At 62.7% G+C, this 14,389-nt stretch carries 9 protein-coding genes and 2 tRNA genes; 8 read left to right on the forward strand and 3 right to left on the reverse strand.

Annotated features, from left to right (window positions below; translation table 11 throughout):
• Window positions 1–13: 13 nt before the first annotated feature.
• The gene (locus tag ACIPY2_RS01490) at window positions 14–1,435 is read right to left on the reverse strand and encodes a zinc-dependent metalloprotease (protein ID WP_400264624.1); all 1,422 of its coding nucleotides are present in this window, start codon (window positions 1,433–1,435) and stop codon (window positions 14–16) included.
• 211 nt (window positions 1,436–1,646) lie between these two features.
• Between ACIPY2_RS01490 and ACIPY2_RS01495 the strand changes: the two genes are divergently transcribed.
• The 5 genes from ACIPY2_RS01495 (at window position 1,647) to ACIPY2_RS01515 (ending at window position 7,231) form a co-directional block, all read left to right on the forward strand.
• Complete coding sequence (locus ACIPY2_RS01495) at window positions 1,647–2,783, forward strand: PDZ domain-containing protein (protein WP_400264625.1); 1,137 nt, start codon at window positions 1,647–1,649, stop codon at window positions 2,781–2,783.
• Window positions 2,784–2,913: 130 nt separating this feature from the next.
• Window positions 2,914–5,898, forward strand: a complete 2,985-nt coding sequence (locus ACIPY2_RS01500) for a UPF0182 family protein (protein ID WP_400264626.1) — start codon at window positions 2,914–2,916, stop codon at window positions 5,896–5,898.
• A 146-nt stretch (window positions 5,899–6,044) separates the two neighbouring features.
• Window positions 6,045–6,118, forward strand: a tRNA-Met gene (locus ACIPY2_RS01505).
• 164 nt (window positions 6,119–6,282) lie between these two features.
• A tRNA-Met gene (locus tag ACIPY2_RS01510) sits at window positions 6,283–6,356 on the forward strand.
• A 113-nt stretch (window positions 6,357–6,469) separates the two neighbouring features.
• A complete protein-coding gene (locus ACIPY2_RS01515; RefSeq protein ID WP_400264627.1) occupies window positions 6,470–7,231 on the forward strand; it encodes a GntR family transcriptional regulator in 762 nt (253 codons plus the stop codon).
• 106 nt (window positions 7,232–7,337) lie between these two features.
• On the opposite strand, the gene ACIPY2_RS01520 is transcribed toward ACIPY2_RS01515, so the two are convergent.
• Together ACIPY2_RS01520 and ACIPY2_RS01525 are read right to left on the reverse strand one after the other, a co-directional pair.
• On the reverse strand, window positions 7,338–8,126 hold the full coding sequence (locus ACIPY2_RS01520) for a PspA/IM30 family protein (protein WP_400264628.1): 789 nt from the start codon (window positions 8,124–8,126) through the stop codon (window positions 7,338–7,340).
• A 119-nt stretch (window positions 8,127–8,245) separates the two neighbouring features.
• Complete coding sequence (locus ACIPY2_RS01525) at window positions 8,246–10,294, reverse strand: TPM domain-containing protein (protein WP_400264629.1); 2,049 nt, start codon at window positions 10,292–10,294, stop codon at window positions 8,246–8,248.
• Window positions 10,295–10,627: 333 nt separating this feature from the next.
• Between ACIPY2_RS01525 and ACIPY2_RS01530 the strand changes: the two genes are divergently transcribed.
• The 3 genes from ACIPY2_RS01530 (at window position 10,628) to ACIPY2_RS01540 (ending at window position 14,388) form a co-directional block, all read left to right on the forward strand.
• Window positions 10,628–12,382 (forward strand): trypsin-like peptidase domain-containing protein, encoded by a 1,755-nt coding sequence (locus tag ACIPY2_RS01530; RefSeq protein WP_400264630.1) that lies wholly within the window; start codon window positions 10,628–10,630, stop codon window positions 12,380–12,382.
• A gap of 234 nt (window positions 12,383–12,616) precedes the next feature.
• Window positions 12,617–13,420 (forward strand): electron transfer flavoprotein subunit beta/FixA family protein, encoded by an 804-nt coding sequence (locus ACIPY2_RS01535; RefSeq protein ID WP_400264631.1) that lies wholly within the window; start codon window positions 12,617–12,619, stop codon window positions 13,418–13,420.
• 14 nt (window positions 13,421–13,434) lie between these two features.
• Window positions 13,435–14,388, forward strand: a complete 954-nt coding sequence (locus tag ACIPY2_RS01540; protein ID WP_400264632.1) for an electron transfer flavoprotein subunit alpha/FixB family protein — start codon at window positions 13,435–13,437, stop codon at window positions 14,386–14,388.
• Window position 14,389 lies beyond the last annotated feature (1 nt).

Consider the following 14,389-nt stretch of genomic DNA (forward strand, 5'->3'; position numbering starts at 1 on the left):
CCGTTCAAGAGGGTTATTTCGTGCCGGAGTCCGGATCCTCATCGGATGTGGTTTCGTGCGGGTGGGATTCACCTTCTCCGTCCGCGGGGGAGTCGTAGCCTCCACTGAGCAGCTTCGCCAATGCGTCGTCTACTTCGCTGTCGCTGGCCTCCGCGAGGCGGCGGCGCTCCGAGAAGCCCTTCGGATCGTCAAGGTCCTCGCCGGTGGGCAGGAGATCGGGATGGTGCCAGATGGCGTCGCGTCCGGCAATTCCCCGCTCTTCCTTGAGCGTGGCCCACAAGGTTGCGGCATCACGGAGCCGGCGGGGGCGGAGTTCCAGGCCCACCAGGGACGAGAACGCGTGCTCCGCCGGGCCACCCGTGGCCCGGCGGCGCCGCACTGTTTCACGGAGTGCAGTTGCTGAGGGCAGGAGCTTTTCCGTGGCTTCGGCGGTCAGCTCGTCCACCCAGCCTTCAACCAGGGCCAAGGCTGTTTCAAGCTTCTCAAGGGCTGCGGTTTGCACGGGTGTTTGCTCCGGCGTGAAGACGCCCTGGGAGAGCGCTTCCTGGATGCCTTCGGGGTTGCTTGGATCCAGGTCCCTTGCGAGGTCTTCAATCCGGGAAATATCGATGTGGATTCCCCGGGCGTACGCCTCGATGGCCCCAAGAAGGTGCCCGCGAAGCCACGGAACCTGTACGAAGAGGCGGGCATGTGCGGCTTCACGGACGGCCAGGAAAAGCCGGACATCGTTCTCCGGGAGGCTCAGTCCTTCGCCGAACTTCGCTACGTTGGCCGGCAGCAAGGCCATCTCGAGGTCGGCGAGGGGAACCCCGATGTCCGTGGAACTGACGACCTCCGCGGAAAGGGCCCCGATGGCTTGGCCCAGCTGCATTCCGAAGATCGCGCCGCCCATGTTCTGCAGCATGGAGGACGCACCGCCCATCATGGACTTCATTTCCTCGGGAAGTTGCTGGCTCAGCGCATTGGAGAGCGCGTTGGCGATGCTGTTGGCCACGGGTTCGGTCAGCCGCTTCCACGTCCCCAAAGTGGCTTCTACCCACTCCGCCCGTGACCACGCCCGGCCGATGAGGCCGGTCGAAGGGAGATCGGTGACGGGATCAAGCCACAGTTCGGCCAACCGGAGGGCCTCGTCCACTTCGCGCTTCTGTATTGAATTGACGGACGGGTCCGAACCGGCGGCTGCTACCCGGCGCGCATTCTCGTGGGCGAGCTGCCAATTGACGGGGCCTTCGGAGGTGGAGCTCATCATGGCCTGGACCTGTGCGAACATCTGCTGCAGGAGCTGCGGATCGTTGGGCAGGCCGGCGGCCTTGGCCAGCTCGGCGGGGTCAATGTTGCCCATTCCCTGCCCGCCCATCAGGTTCTGCAGCATTTCAGCCAGCGGATCCTTGGGGGTTTCGTCGTCATTGGACGGATTGGTGGGGTTTGAAGACATGGTGCCGCCGATCGTCGAACTGGCTGGTGATCACTTTTACCGTACCGCGCGGCGGGTGGGCTGTCTGCCTGCGGTGTTCGCCGTTCGCTGTAGGCAAAGCAGGCCGCGGGCGTCTTGAGCGCGTACTGTGGATGCTTGGTATGTCCCCTCTGCCGCTGCCGGCGGCAGGAGCGAAAGTGCCGTCACGCAGTGCCGGCTTAGAGAGGCCTCAATGCTTACTTCGCCCAGTCCCGAGGGCTCGGTTGACCCGCGTCAAACGCCCGACGCCGAATCCTCCTCAGCACCTCCCGCACCTCCCGGTGGCAGCCGGTACATGATGATGGTCGTGTCCGGACTGCTGGCCTTGGGCCTTGGGGTCGGGGCCGCTGCGCTTCCGGTTCCATACGTCGTCGAGTCTGCGGGCCCGACGTTCAACACCTTGGGCCAGGACGGGGACAAACCGGTCATCACGATTTCCGGCCGGCAGTCTTTTCCTGCCAAAGGCAACTTGGACCTCACCACAGTAGTAATGTCAGGCGGTCCCAAGACTCCGGCGACAATTTTCGAAGTCTTCCGCGCGTGGCTGGACAAGTCCAAGGCGGTCTATCCCGAGGAATTGATCTACCCCAAGGGGACAACGGCGGAACAAACGGTCCAGCAGGGCGAAATTGCCATGGAAACCTCCCAGGAGAACGCCGTGGCTGCAGCACTCCGGGAGCTGGACATTCCTTTTGAGCAGCGACTCACCGTCGCGGGCCTCTCGGACGGTTCGCCGTCCCAGGGCAAGCTCAAGGAAGGCGACCGTCTGACGTCCATCAACGGCAAGGCCATTACGTCCATGAGCGTCATCCAGTCCGAGTTATCGGCCGGGGCCGGTGCGCCGGTCGCGGTGGTAGTTGATCGGAACGGGACTGCAGTGACGGAGACGGTCACACCCACCAAGAATGCCAACGACCGCTACGTCCTCGGTGTGCTCCTTTCCAGCGATTTCACCTTCCCGTTCGATGTAAAGATTTCGCTGGACAACGTCGGCGGGCCGAGCGCCGGAATGATGTTTGCGCTGGGCATTGTGGACAGCCTCACGCCCGGCGACATGACCGGGGGCCGGCACGTCGCCGGTACGGGCACCATTACACCCGACGGGGCAGTTGGCGCCATCGGCGGCATCGCGCAGAAAATGATCGGGGCCCGGCAACATGGAGCGACGATGTTCCTGGCGCCGGCGGCCAATTGTGCCGACGTCGTGGGCCATGTTCCGGATGGGCTGCAAGTGGTCAAAGTCGAAACGCTGGCCGACGCGACGGCCGCAGTCGAACGCCTTGGATCGGGCAAGGACACCTCTGGCCTTCCCACCTGCGCAAACAACTAGACTGGCGGTGGAACTTAGCTCCGCCGCCACTCGTGGCATATATGACGGCTTCGGCTTGCACCCAGCAGTGGATGTCGTCCAACACACGCACACCGACTGTTAACCGACGACCACCAATGAGGTACAGAGTTTGTCCCGTCCCGCCAGCTCCCGCCCGCCCGGAAGATCGCCGCTGAGACGAGGTGCCCTGACGCCGACGCTCATTGTCGTTGCCGTGGCGGTCGTCGGCTTCATTTTCTTCGCCAATGTGTGGACAGACGTCCTTTGGTACCAGCAGTTGGGCTTCTTCGAGGTCTATCTCCGAGAGAACCTTGCAAGGATCATCACGTTCCTCGTCGGTTTCGCCATGATGTTCGCCGCAGTGTTCTTTGCCATCAGGATCGCCTACCGCGCACGGCCTGTGTACGCCCCTGATGCTGAAGCCCGCGACAACCTGAACCGCTACCAGGTGCAGTTGGAGCCGGTCCGTCGCGTGGTCATGATTGGCCTGCCGATCCTTTTCGGCCTGTTTGCCGGCAGCGCTGCTGCGAGCCAGTGGCAGAAGGTACTCCTGTTCTTCAACCAGGAGCCCTTTGGCCAAAGCGATCCACTGTTCAACCTCGACATCAGCTTCTACCTCATGTCGTTGCCGTTCCTGGGCTTCGTTACGGGGTTCCTGATCAGCATCGCTGTGGTGGCCGGTATCGCGGGCATCCTGACCCATTACCTTTACGGCAGCATCCGGCTCATGGAGCGCGGTATCTTTACCTCCCGTGCGGCGCAAATCCACATTGCCGTAACCGGAGCGTTCTTCCTGGTGCTGCTGGGCGTGAATTTCTGGCTTGACCGCTACACCACGGTCCAGAGCTCCTCGGGCCGGTGGGCAGGTGCCCTGTACACCGATGTCAACGCTGTGGTTCCCACCAAGGCGATCCTTGCCGTAGCGGCCGGGCTTGTAGCCATCCTGTTCATTGTGGCTGCCGTTATTGGGCGCTGGCGTCTTCCGGTGATCGGCACGGCGATGCTGATCATCACTGCCATCCTCGCCGGTGGGGTCTACCCCTGGGTGATCCAGCAATTCCAAGTCCGGCCTTCGGAGAATACCCTTGAGCGGGACTTCATCAGCCGCAACATCAACATGACCCGGTCTGCGTACGGCTTGGACAAGATCGATGTGTCCGCGTACAACGCCACTACCACTGCCGCAAGCGGTGCTCTGGCGAAGGATGCGCAGACAGCGGCCAACATCCGCCTGCTGGACCCGAACCTGATCTCGTCGGCATTCTCCCAGTTGGAACAGTACCGTCCGTACTACCAGTTCCCGCAGACCCTGAATGTTGACCGGTACACCGTGGACGGGAAGGTGCAGGACACCGTTATTGCGGTCCGCGAACTCAACCCGGACGGCCTGAGTGCCAACCAGCAGACCTGGGTTAACCGGCACATCGTTTACACGCATGGTTACGGTGTGGTTGCAGCCAAGGGAAACAAGTTCACGGCTGACGGCAAGCCGGAATTCCTGCAGTCGGGAATCCCGTCGAGCGGAGTGTTGGGTAATGACACCAGCTACCAGCCCCGGATCTACTTCGGCGAAAACTCGCCGGAATACTCGATCGTCGGTGCCCCCGACGGCGCCCCGCATCGTGAGCAGGACCGCCCTGCCGGACGCGAAGGAAGCGGCGAGACCCAATACACGTTCACCGGAAACGGCGGCCCCAACGTGGGCAACTGGCTCAACCGCATCCTGTACTCCATCAAGTTCCAGTCCTCGGATCTGTTGTTGTCCGACGGTGTGAATGACAAATCCCAGATCCTCTATGACCGCAACCCCCGGGAGCGCGTCGAAAAGCTTGCTCCGTACCTGACGGTTGATGGCAACGCCTACCCGGCAGTGGTGGACGGACGCGTCAAGTGGATCGTCGATGGTTACACCACCAGCCAGTACTTCCCCTACTCCCAGCCCCAGCAACTCCAGAACGCGACGGCGGATTCGCAGACGAGTGCCGGCCGAACGGTGGCCCTGCCCAACAGTTCGGTCAACTACATCCGCAACTCCGTCAAGGCCACCGTTGATGCCTACGACGGTTCGGTCACTCTCTACGCCTGGGATGATCACGATCCGCTGCTCAAGGCCTGGCAGAAGGTCTTCCCGACCTCGCTGAAGCCATACTCGGAGATGTCCGGTGATCTCATGAGCCACGTTCGCTACCCTGAGGATCTCTTCAAGGTCCAGCGCGAGCTTCTTGGCCGCTACCACGTAACGGATGCTGACAGTTTCTACCAGAACAACGATGCGTGGAGCGTGCCCAACGATCCCACGGTCTCCGAGGCAGTGAAGCAGCCGCCGTTCTATATGTCGCTGCAGATGCCGGACCAGGACAAGCCCGCTTTCCAGCTGACGTCGTCCTTCATTCCCCAGACCGTCAACGGAAACGCGAGGAACATCCTTTACGGATTCCTGGCGGCAGATTCGGATGCCGGCAACGTCAAGGGGGTCAAGGCGGACAGCTACGGCAAGCTCAGGCTGCTGCAGCTGCCCACCGATACCCAGGTGCCCGGTCCGGGGCAGGCCCAGAACAAGTTCAACTCGGATCCGACCGTGTCGCAGGCGCTGAACCTCCTGCGCCAGGGTGCCTCGGATGTCTTGAACGGCAACCTGTTGACGCTTCCCGTTGGTGGGGGCTTGCTCTACGTCCAACCGGTCTACCTGAAATCCACCGGTGAAACGTCGTATCCAACGTTGCAGCGCGTGTTGGTTGCCTTCGGTGACAAGATCGGCTTCGCCCCCACACTGGACGAGGCATTGGACCAGCTGTTCGGCGGTAACTCCGGTGCCAAGGCCGGTGACGCCGACAACAACGGTCAGACACCATCCAGCCCGTCCGGAACCACAACTCCGCCGGACAATTCCACGGACGCCAAGGCGGACCTCAAGGCGGCCTTGGACGAAGCCAACAAGGCCATCGTCGACGGCCAGGCTGCCTTGGCCAAGGGCGACTTCGCGGGCTACGGATCCCAGCAAACCAAGCTGTCCGAGGCCCTGAAGAAGGCGCTCGACGCCGAAACCCGCCTGGGTGTCACTCCGGCGCCTACGGCCTCGCCAAGCGCCTCGCCGTCGCCGTCCCCGAGTAAGTAGTCCGGCCTCGGTCCGATGACCTTGCCGACATGACTGGTGCCCGCTCCTACAAGGAGCGGGCACCAGTCACTTAATGGTGGGGAGACACATGTTACGTCCCCAGGATTTGGTCTGCCATTCACCGGAAGGTAATGTTGTTGGTGCGACGCGGGGTGGAGCAGTTCGGTAGCTCGCTGGGCTCATAACCCAGAGGTCACAGGTTCAAATCCTGTCCCCGCAACTGGAGAAAAGGTCCGGATCAGTTTACTGGTCCGGACCTTTTGCTTGTCCGCCGCCGGGGTCAGGGCCCCGAAGGCGGAACGTTATAACTCATCGTGATCTGCAGCACTTTGGGGTGAAATGGTCATGAGCACCTCTTTCGGTAGGGTAAAGTTTATGGAGCGACGCGGGGTGGAGCAGTTCGGTAGCTCGCTGGGCTCATAACCCAGAGGTCACAGGTTCAAATCCTGTCCCCGCAACTGAAGAGAAGGTCCGGATCAGTTTCTGATCCGGACCTTCTGCTTTTCCGGGAGTTGCCGGGCTTCCGTGTAGCATCGACTTCCGAACACCGTGGTCAGCCAGGAAGGGCTCAATGGTCATCGATGACTTGAACGGGGGACCGGAGCGACGGGTCCTTCAGCGGGACAGCCCTGTGGCGGTGTATCAGCAGGTTGCCGAGGTCCTGACTGAGGAAGTAAGCCGCTTGGAACCAGGCTCCAGGATCCCCACCGAGGAGTCCCTCATGGACCAGTACGGGATCAGCCGGACCACCATCCGGAAGGCCATTGAAACTCTTGTTTCCAAGGGGCTGCTGGTCCGCAGGCAGGGCAAGGGGACATTCGTCATGGCCCAGCGTCCCGTCCGCATGCTCAACCGGCTGGCGCCCTTCATGGAGACGTTCACTGCCGCCGGCATGAAAACCGTCAAGGGCTTGATTGAGTACAAGTGGATGGAGAAGGACCGCTCGGTCCCGGCCAAGCTGGTATCGGAAGACAACCTTGTGCTGGTCATCCGCAGGTCGTATTCCAGCGCGGGTTGGCCCTATGCCATCGCCGAAATTTTCATTCCGTCCCACATCGGCCGCCATATCAGCCTTGCCGATGCAGAGAAGAACTCGATCTACCAGGTCATCCAGGACCGCACCCTGAAGCCACTCGAACGTGCGGAGATTACCGTAACCATGCAGGCGCCGCCGGACCATCTGGCCGACGCGCTGAACGTCAGGGGCTTCCCGGTGGTACCCCGACTCGAACGCACCACGCTCGGCCCCCACGGCGAAGTCCTGGAGTGCACCGTCACTTACTTTCACCCCAAGGGGTTCGAGATCCGGGCAGAGGTGGCGACGGAGGCTTGACCCGACGGGCAGGCGTGACGGCAAGCCCTTGAAGGGCGAGTCCTTAAACACTGCTGGCCGGATCCCGTGAAAGGGATCCGGCCAGCAGTGTGGAACGATTTACCGCTTAAAGCTTGTCGAAGTCAGCTTCGTCGATGGTGGCACCATTGGAAGCAGGCGCTCCGGCCCCAATGGCAGGCTTGCTCCCACCAGACTTGAGGGCCGCCAGGCGTGCCTCGATCTCGGTCTGCTCGCCCAGGTCTTCAAGCTGGTTGAACTGGGCGTCGAGGCTGGATGCGGCAAGTTCCTGCTGACCGAGTACCTTGGCCTCTTCGCGACGGATCTTCTCTTCGAAGCGGCCTACCTCGCTGGTGGGGTCCATGATGTCGATGCTCTTGAGGGCGTCGTGGACCTGGGATTGCGCGGCGGCAGTCTTGGAGCGGGCCACCAGTTCGTTGCGCTTCGCGGTGAGCTGGTTGAGCTTGTTCTTCATCTGGTCGAGACCGCTCTTGAGCTTGTCCACGACCTCTGTCTGCGAGGCGATGCTGGGCTCGGCCGCCCTGGCCTCGGACTCGGCGGTCATCTGGCGCTGGATCGCAACCTTGGCCAGGTTGTCGAACTTCTCAGCGTCCGCAGTGTCGCCGGACGCGCGGTATTCGTCGGCCTTGCGGGATGCTGCTAGGGCCTTGTTGCCCCAGTCTTGGGCGTTCTTGACGTCCTCGTTGTAGTCGGCCTGCAGCATGCGCAGGTTGCCAATGGTCTGTGCCACCGCCGACTCGGCCTCGGCGATGTTGTTCGTGTAGTCGCGGACCATCTGGTCCAGCATCTTCTGCGGGTCCTCGGCCTGGTCAAGCAAAGCGTTGACGTTTGCCTTGGCGAGTTGTGCGATCCGACCGAAAATGGACTGCTTAACCATGGTGTTGCCTTTCGTCCTGCTCAGTGGAACCCACTGAAATCAGTGATCAGTTGTTGTACCGCTTCTACATGGGGCCGAACCCCACCTAGTTTGTGCTGGCCGTGACCAGTCCGTGGCGCCTAGAAGCTGCCGGAGTCGCCGCCGCCGAAGTCTCCGCCGCCGCCCCAATCGCCGCCGCCTGAATCGCCACCAAAGAATCCGCCGCCTCCGCCGCCGTCGCTGTGGCCGCCGCCCCACCCGCCGTGGCCGCCATTGAGGATGGAGTTGATCAGGATGCCACCCAGGATCGCGCCGCCGAGGCCGCCGCCTCCGCCGCCCCCACCAAACATTCCGCCGCGACCGTAGCCCTGGTCCGCATAGCCGAAGTGGTCAACGTCAGCCTGCGCGAGTTGTGCCGCCTGGGCTGCCAGGGAGTGCGCCTGCTGGGCGTACGTCAGGGCAGTTACGGGGTCGTTCCGGGAGATGGACAAGGCGTAGTCCAAGTTGCGTTGGGCTTCTGCCAACCGGGTCCGGGCTTCAGTACCGACTCCGCCCCTACGCGCAGTGATGTAGTCGGAGGTGGCACTGATCTGTGACTGGGCCGCCATGATGGTCTGCTGCAAGGAGGCCTGGGCACGTCGTGCCTGTTCTTCCTGGTCGCGGATGCCGGACAATGACTGGTCGAGCGCCTGATGGGCCGTTTCCACGCGGTTGAGAGTGGCGATGGGATCGATCTTGCCGCTTTGGATTTCGGTCTTGACCTGTCCCAGGGCTGCCTCAACTCCGGCAACGGGGCCGGCAAGTTCGGGGTGCTGTCCCGACTGGATCATGGCCCGTGCCTGCGCCAGGTCCTGGCTGGTTTCAGCTACCGAGCGTTCCAGGGATGCGCGGGCTTCATCGAGGCTGCCTGCCGTTTTGGAGATGGCGTCCAGCAACACGTTGGTTTGGTGGAGGCTCTCTTCGGCCGCTCGAACGGCAACAGCGGCAAGGCTGTTCTCGCCCGAGGAGATCTTCTCCTGGGCAGTAGCCGCGGCATTTTGGACGAAGGCCAGCCGTTCCTTGGCCTGGCTGATGTTGTCGGAAACCTGGGTGAGTGCGGAATCTGCGTACTTGGCACGCAATTCTTTAAGGGACTTCTCGGCGTTGGCGATCTTTGCATCGGCTTCGCGTGCGCCGCCGGTTACCGTGGCAAGGGCCTGCGGAGCGTTCTTCTCAAGCTCCCGCAGGGAATCGAAATCGGCTTTCTGGTCCCTCAGGGAGGCCAAAGCGGCTTCTGAGCGCCGGATGATCTCACCCAGCCAGCTCCGCTGCTGCTCTTCGGTATCGGGGATATGGTCGTCCAGTTGCTGCTGCAACTTGAAGGACTCCGTCATGTGGCCCTTTGCTTCCTCCAGGGCCTTGGAGAAGTTGCCGATGGCTGCATCGCCGTATTGCGCCTGGGCAAATCCGAGCTCCTGTTCGCTCGACTTGATGGCATCATCTGCCTCAATGAGCAGGGACCCGCTCTTCTGCCGCAGCTCGGGGATGCTGAGACCGGCCAGGGGATCGAGCTGTTGCCCCTGCGGTCCATAGCTGGCGCTGGATGCCTGGCCGGTTTTCTTGCGACGGTTGCGGAGGTAGAGATAGGTGCCGGCACCGCCGGCCGCAACGACGCCGACGCCAACCAGCACTCCCACTCCGGCGTTGCCGCTGGGTACTGAACCGCTGCCGCCGCCGGCTGCATCGCCGATCGCGGCGGCTGTGTCAATGGCGGCCTGGGCGTAGTCCTTCTTGCCCGCGCCCAGATTCGCTGCAATCGCGTTCTGGGTGATGTTGGTCCGTTTGGGGTAGATCGAGGAAGCCGAATTCGGCGCAAAGTAGTACTGGCCTGAAGTCGAGATGGCAAGAATGACGTCGGCCGGACCCATCTTCTTCTTCGTGGCCACGGCCTGGCCCCACTGTGCCGGGTCGGAAGGGTTGTCAAAGGAGTTCACCGTGACCACGTACAGGTTGTACTTGTGGTCCTTCAACGTCTTTTGGATGGCGTCCTGGACTTCGCCTTTCCGGCTCCCCAGGACATTTGCATCATCGACGATGTTCTGGCCGGACGGGATCGTCACCGGATCCGCGGCCCACGCCGCGCCGGCCGGGAGGGCCAGCACTCCAGCCACGCCAACAATGGCGAGTACACGTTTCACTATTGACCGCATGTGCAACCCTTCAGCACGTCTGCGACTGGAACAGGTCGATCCAATCGTCACAGAATGCTCAGCGCCCCCACGCAGGTGTGTAAAGCCGCAGGTCGCTGTGGCAATTCCTTTTGATTCTATGGTGCACCCCAAACCCCGTCCACAGCGGTGAATATGCCACCAGCGAAATGGGGGAGAAAGCCCGGAACCCCGCGCGTTGAGGACTTGTTCCACCCCGCTTCGCGCCATTTTCTAGAAGCTTTGAGGGCTTTCAGGAAGCTCCCAGCGAACGTCCGAAATTGTTCCAGTAACAAGGGCCATAGTTAGTGGAGACGAGAACGGAAAGGAAGACCCATGACGGAGAACCCAGCGCAGGGCAACGCACCGGAGGACCGCCAGCCCGCCGAGCCGCGTGAACCGGCTGCAAGCAGCACCGATGCAACTCCCACCCAGGAGCAGCCCGCCTGGAACTCCGGGCAGGGAGGGAATGTCCAGGCTACGGCCCCCATGCCCGCTTTCCGACCAGGAGCCGAAAATGCGCAGGCACCGGATGCGGGCCAGGAAAACGCTCGCCCCGGGAACGGCCACCTTGAGAACCAGGCCGGTTCCGGTACGCCCGGGACGATGCCGGTTCAGCAGTTTCCGCAGCCGCACACCCCGGCCTACCAGCAGCAGAATGCCCAATACGGTGCGCACGGTCATCAGGGAGCCCAACAGGGTCCCAACTACCCCCAGCACCACCCGTTCTACGGGGCGGGGTCCAATCCGGGTGTACAAACCGGACAAGGGCCGCAAGGGCCGGCACAGCAAGGGCACGGCAACTTCAGCGCCCCGGGCCAGCAGTACGGTGTCCAGCATGGCCAGGCAGGTCAGCATAATCCCGGCCAGCAGTCCTCTGTCGCTACGAAGCGCAAGCCCGTTTTTGGCGTAGGGACGCTGGTGGCCAGCATCCTCGCGGCAGGACTCGTGGGCGGCGGCGTTGTGGCAGGAAGCAACGCCCTGTTGGACCACCCCGCTCCCGCCGCTTCAAGCAGCGGCCAGTCCAGCACGGTGATCGTCAACAACAAGGATGACGTCAACGTGATCACCGCCGCCGCAGCCAAGGCTTCGCCGAGCGTGGTCACCATCAAGGCGACCAGCGGGAGCGAAGGCGGCACGGGTTCTGGCGTCATCATCGATGACCAGGGCCACATCCTGACCAACACGCACGTGGTGACGCTGGACGGCGCAACGGCCAACGCGGCCATTGAAGTCCGCACAAACGACGGAAAGGTGCTGAAGGCCACCGTTGTAGGCACCGACCCCTTGTCCGACCTCGCGGTCATCAAGGTGCAGGACGCTTCCGGCCTGGTTCCAGCCACGTTGGGTGACTCTTCCAAGATCAACGTGGGGGACACCGCCGTCGCCATCGGTTCTCCCCTGGGGCTGACCGGCACGGTGACCGACGGCATCGTCTCCACCTTGAACCGCACCATCAGTGTTGCGTCATCAGCGGCCCCCAAGGAAGGTACCGACAATTCCCAAGGCGGTGACCAAGGCTTCCAGTTCGCACCTCCGGGTGGGGGACAGAGCCAAAATTCCAGCAACGAAGGCTCCATTTCCATCAACGTGATCCAAACGGATGCGGCTATCAACCCTGGCAACTCGGGCGGTGCCTTGGTTAACAGCAAGGGCGAGATCATCGGCGTGAACGTCGCAATCGCTTCGGCCGGCAGCAGTTCCGCAAGCTCCTCCAGCGGCAACATCGGCGTGGGCTTCAGCATCCCGATCAACCACGCCAAGCGTGTGGCGCAGGAGATTATCGATACCGGCAAGGCCAGCCACGGGCAGTTCGGCGTTTCAGTCCGCGCAAAGTCCTCCACCGGCAGTGATTCAGGCTTCTCCGTAGGTGCTGAGGTGGCAGCCGTGACCAACGGTTCAGCGGCCGCCAAGGCAGGGATCAAGGTTGGCGACGTCGTCACGAAGTTCGGTGACTACGCCATCAGCGACCCGAACCAACTGACCGCAGCGGTCCGCGAACAGGCCGCCGGAGCCAAGGTGAAGGTAACGATTGTCAGGAACGGCCAGTCGCAGGACCTGGACGTCACCTTGGACGCCGCGCAGCAGTAGCGTCACAGCACCAAAGCGCGACGGCGGGCCGCACCACTCAGGGGCGGCCCGCCGTCGCGCTGCGTCCAGCCCCGCGGCGAACGGGGTGACGCAACAGGCGTAACTCCGCGATGGTTTTTTACGGACAATATGCTTAGCTAGGGGAAGCCCACGTGTTGGGCGATTCACGGCCACGCTGCTGCGGTTGGCCGTCCACAAGCATGGAAGGCTGCTTCGAAGACAGTGGAAGAGACATTGAAGATTGTCGTTCTGGTCAAGCACGTCCCGGACGCGCAGTTTGACCGGCACATCAACGGACCCGGCAACACCACGGACCGCGACGAGAGCATCTTGTCGGAACTGGACGAATATGCCCTTGAAGCGGCATTGCAGCTGGCTGAGGAGCGGGGCGGGGCGAAGGCCGGCAACGAGGTCATCGCCTTGAGCATGGGCCCTGCCGGTGCCGTCAACGCCGTCAAGAAGTCACTTCAGATCGGCGCGTTTTCCGGCGTGCACCTGAGCGATGATGCTCTGGCAGGTTCGGATGCGGCCGCAACTTCCTTGGCGCTGGCCGCAGCCATCCGCCACCTCTCGGCAGACGGCCGCCCTGTGGACCTTGTGCTCACCGGCATGGCCTCAACAGACGGCGAAACCTCCATTGTCCCGGCGCAACTGGCTGAACGCCTCGGCTTGCCGCAGCTGACTTTTGCATCCACCCTTGAGGTCAACGGACGGACTGTGGTGGCCCGCCGTGACGCGGGAGCCTACTCGGAGACGCTGGAAGCGCAGCTCCCCGCGGTTGTTTCCGTGACGGACCAGATCAATGAGCCGCGCTACCCCAACTTCAAGGGCATCCTGGCGGCCAAAAAGAAGAAGATCGCGTCCCTCTCGCTTGCCGATATCGGAGTCGATCCGTCTCAGGTGGGCGCCGCGGGCTCATGGACTGTGGTGGAGTCCGCGGAGGCACGTCCGCCCCGGACTGCGGGCACGATCATTACCGACGAAGGCGATGCCGGCATTAAGCTGGTCGACTTCCTGGCCGCACAGAAGCTGCTCTAAGAGGGACTCCAACCATGGCAAATGCACTCGTTTTCATTGACAATCCCGGCGCTGCGCTCAAGAAGAGCAGCCTGGAGCTCCTGACCCTTGCACGGAAGCTCGGCGAGACCGCCGTGGCCGTCAACGGTGAACTGACCGGCGAAGCAGCTGAAACCGTTGGCGCCTATGGCGTGACCACTGTCCTCAAGCCCTCCACGGACAACCTTGGCGACTACCTCGCAGGTCCCAAGGCTGCCTTCCTCGCGGCGGCCGTCGCTGCGTCGGGCGCAACCTCGGTCCTCGTTGAGAACTCGCCAGAGGCGAAGGAAATCGCGGGCAGGCTCGGGATCAGACTCAATGCCGGGGTCATCACCGATGTGGTCGACATCGACGCCGACGGGACTGCGCACAAGTCGGTGCTTGCAGGCTCCTACAACACCGCTGCAAAGGCGACCACGCAGGTGGCCGTCTACTCGGTCAAGGCCAACGTCGTCGAACCGGAACCGGCTGCGGGCCCGGCGTCCCCCGAGAGCTCCACGGTTGAGGTGCCTGCAGACGCTGCGGCAGGCTCAGCGCGGATTGCATCACGGACCGAAAAGCCCGTCAGCGGTCGTCCGGACCTTAGCGAAGCCCGGATCGTGGTAGCCGGCGGCCGTGGGGTTGACGGTGACTTTGGTCCTCTCGAAGAGCTTGCCGACGCCTTGGGTGCGGCCGTGGGCGCATCGCGCGCGGCGACGGATGCCGGTTGGATCGGCCATGACGCCCAGGTCGGCCAGACCGGCGTCACGGTTTCTCCGCAGCTCTACATCTCCGCCGGTATCTCTGGTGCAATCCAGCAAAAGGCCGGAATGCAGACCTCCAAGGTCATTGTGGCGGTCAATAAGGACGCGGAGTCGCCCGTCTTCGAGATCGCGGACTTCGGGATCATCGGAGACCTCTTCAAAGTACTGCCCCAGGCAACCGAAGAGATCAAGAAGCGGAAAGGCTGAT

It is taken from the genome of Paenarthrobacter sp. NPDC089675 (genome assembly GCF_044749185.1).
In the GTDB taxonomy this organism is placed as follows: domain Bacteria; phylum Actinomycetota; class Actinomycetes; order Actinomycetales; family Micrococcaceae; genus Arthrobacter.

Coding starts and splice junctions, on each gene's coding strand:
- ACIPY2_RS01490 (WP_400264624.1), bottom strand. CDS start 1,435: ATGTCTTCAAACCCCACCAATCCGTCCAATGACGACGAAACCCCCAAG.
- ACIPY2_RS01495 (WP_400264625.1), top strand. CDS start 1,647: ATGCTTACTTCGCCCAGTCCCGAGGGCTCGGTTGACCCGCGTCAAACG.
- ACIPY2_RS01515 (WP_400264627.1), top strand. CDS start 6,470: ATGGTCATCGATGACTTGAACGGGGGACCGGAGCGACGGGTCCTTCAG.
- ACIPY2_RS01520 (WP_400264628.1), bottom strand. CDS start 8,126: ATGGTTAAGCAGTCCATTTTCGGTCGGATCGCACAACTCGCCAAGGCA.
- ACIPY2_RS01525 (WP_400264629.1), bottom strand. CDS start 10,294: ATGCGGTCAATAGTGAAACGTGTACTCGCCATTGTTGGCGTGGCTGGA.
- ACIPY2_RS01530 (WP_400264630.1), top strand. CDS start 10,628: ATGACGGAGAACCCAGCGCAGGGCAACGCACCGGAGGACCGCCAGCCC.
- ACIPY2_RS01540 (WP_400264632.1), top strand. CDS start 13,435: ATGGCAAATGCACTCGTTTTCATTGACAATCCCGGCGCTGCGCTCAAG.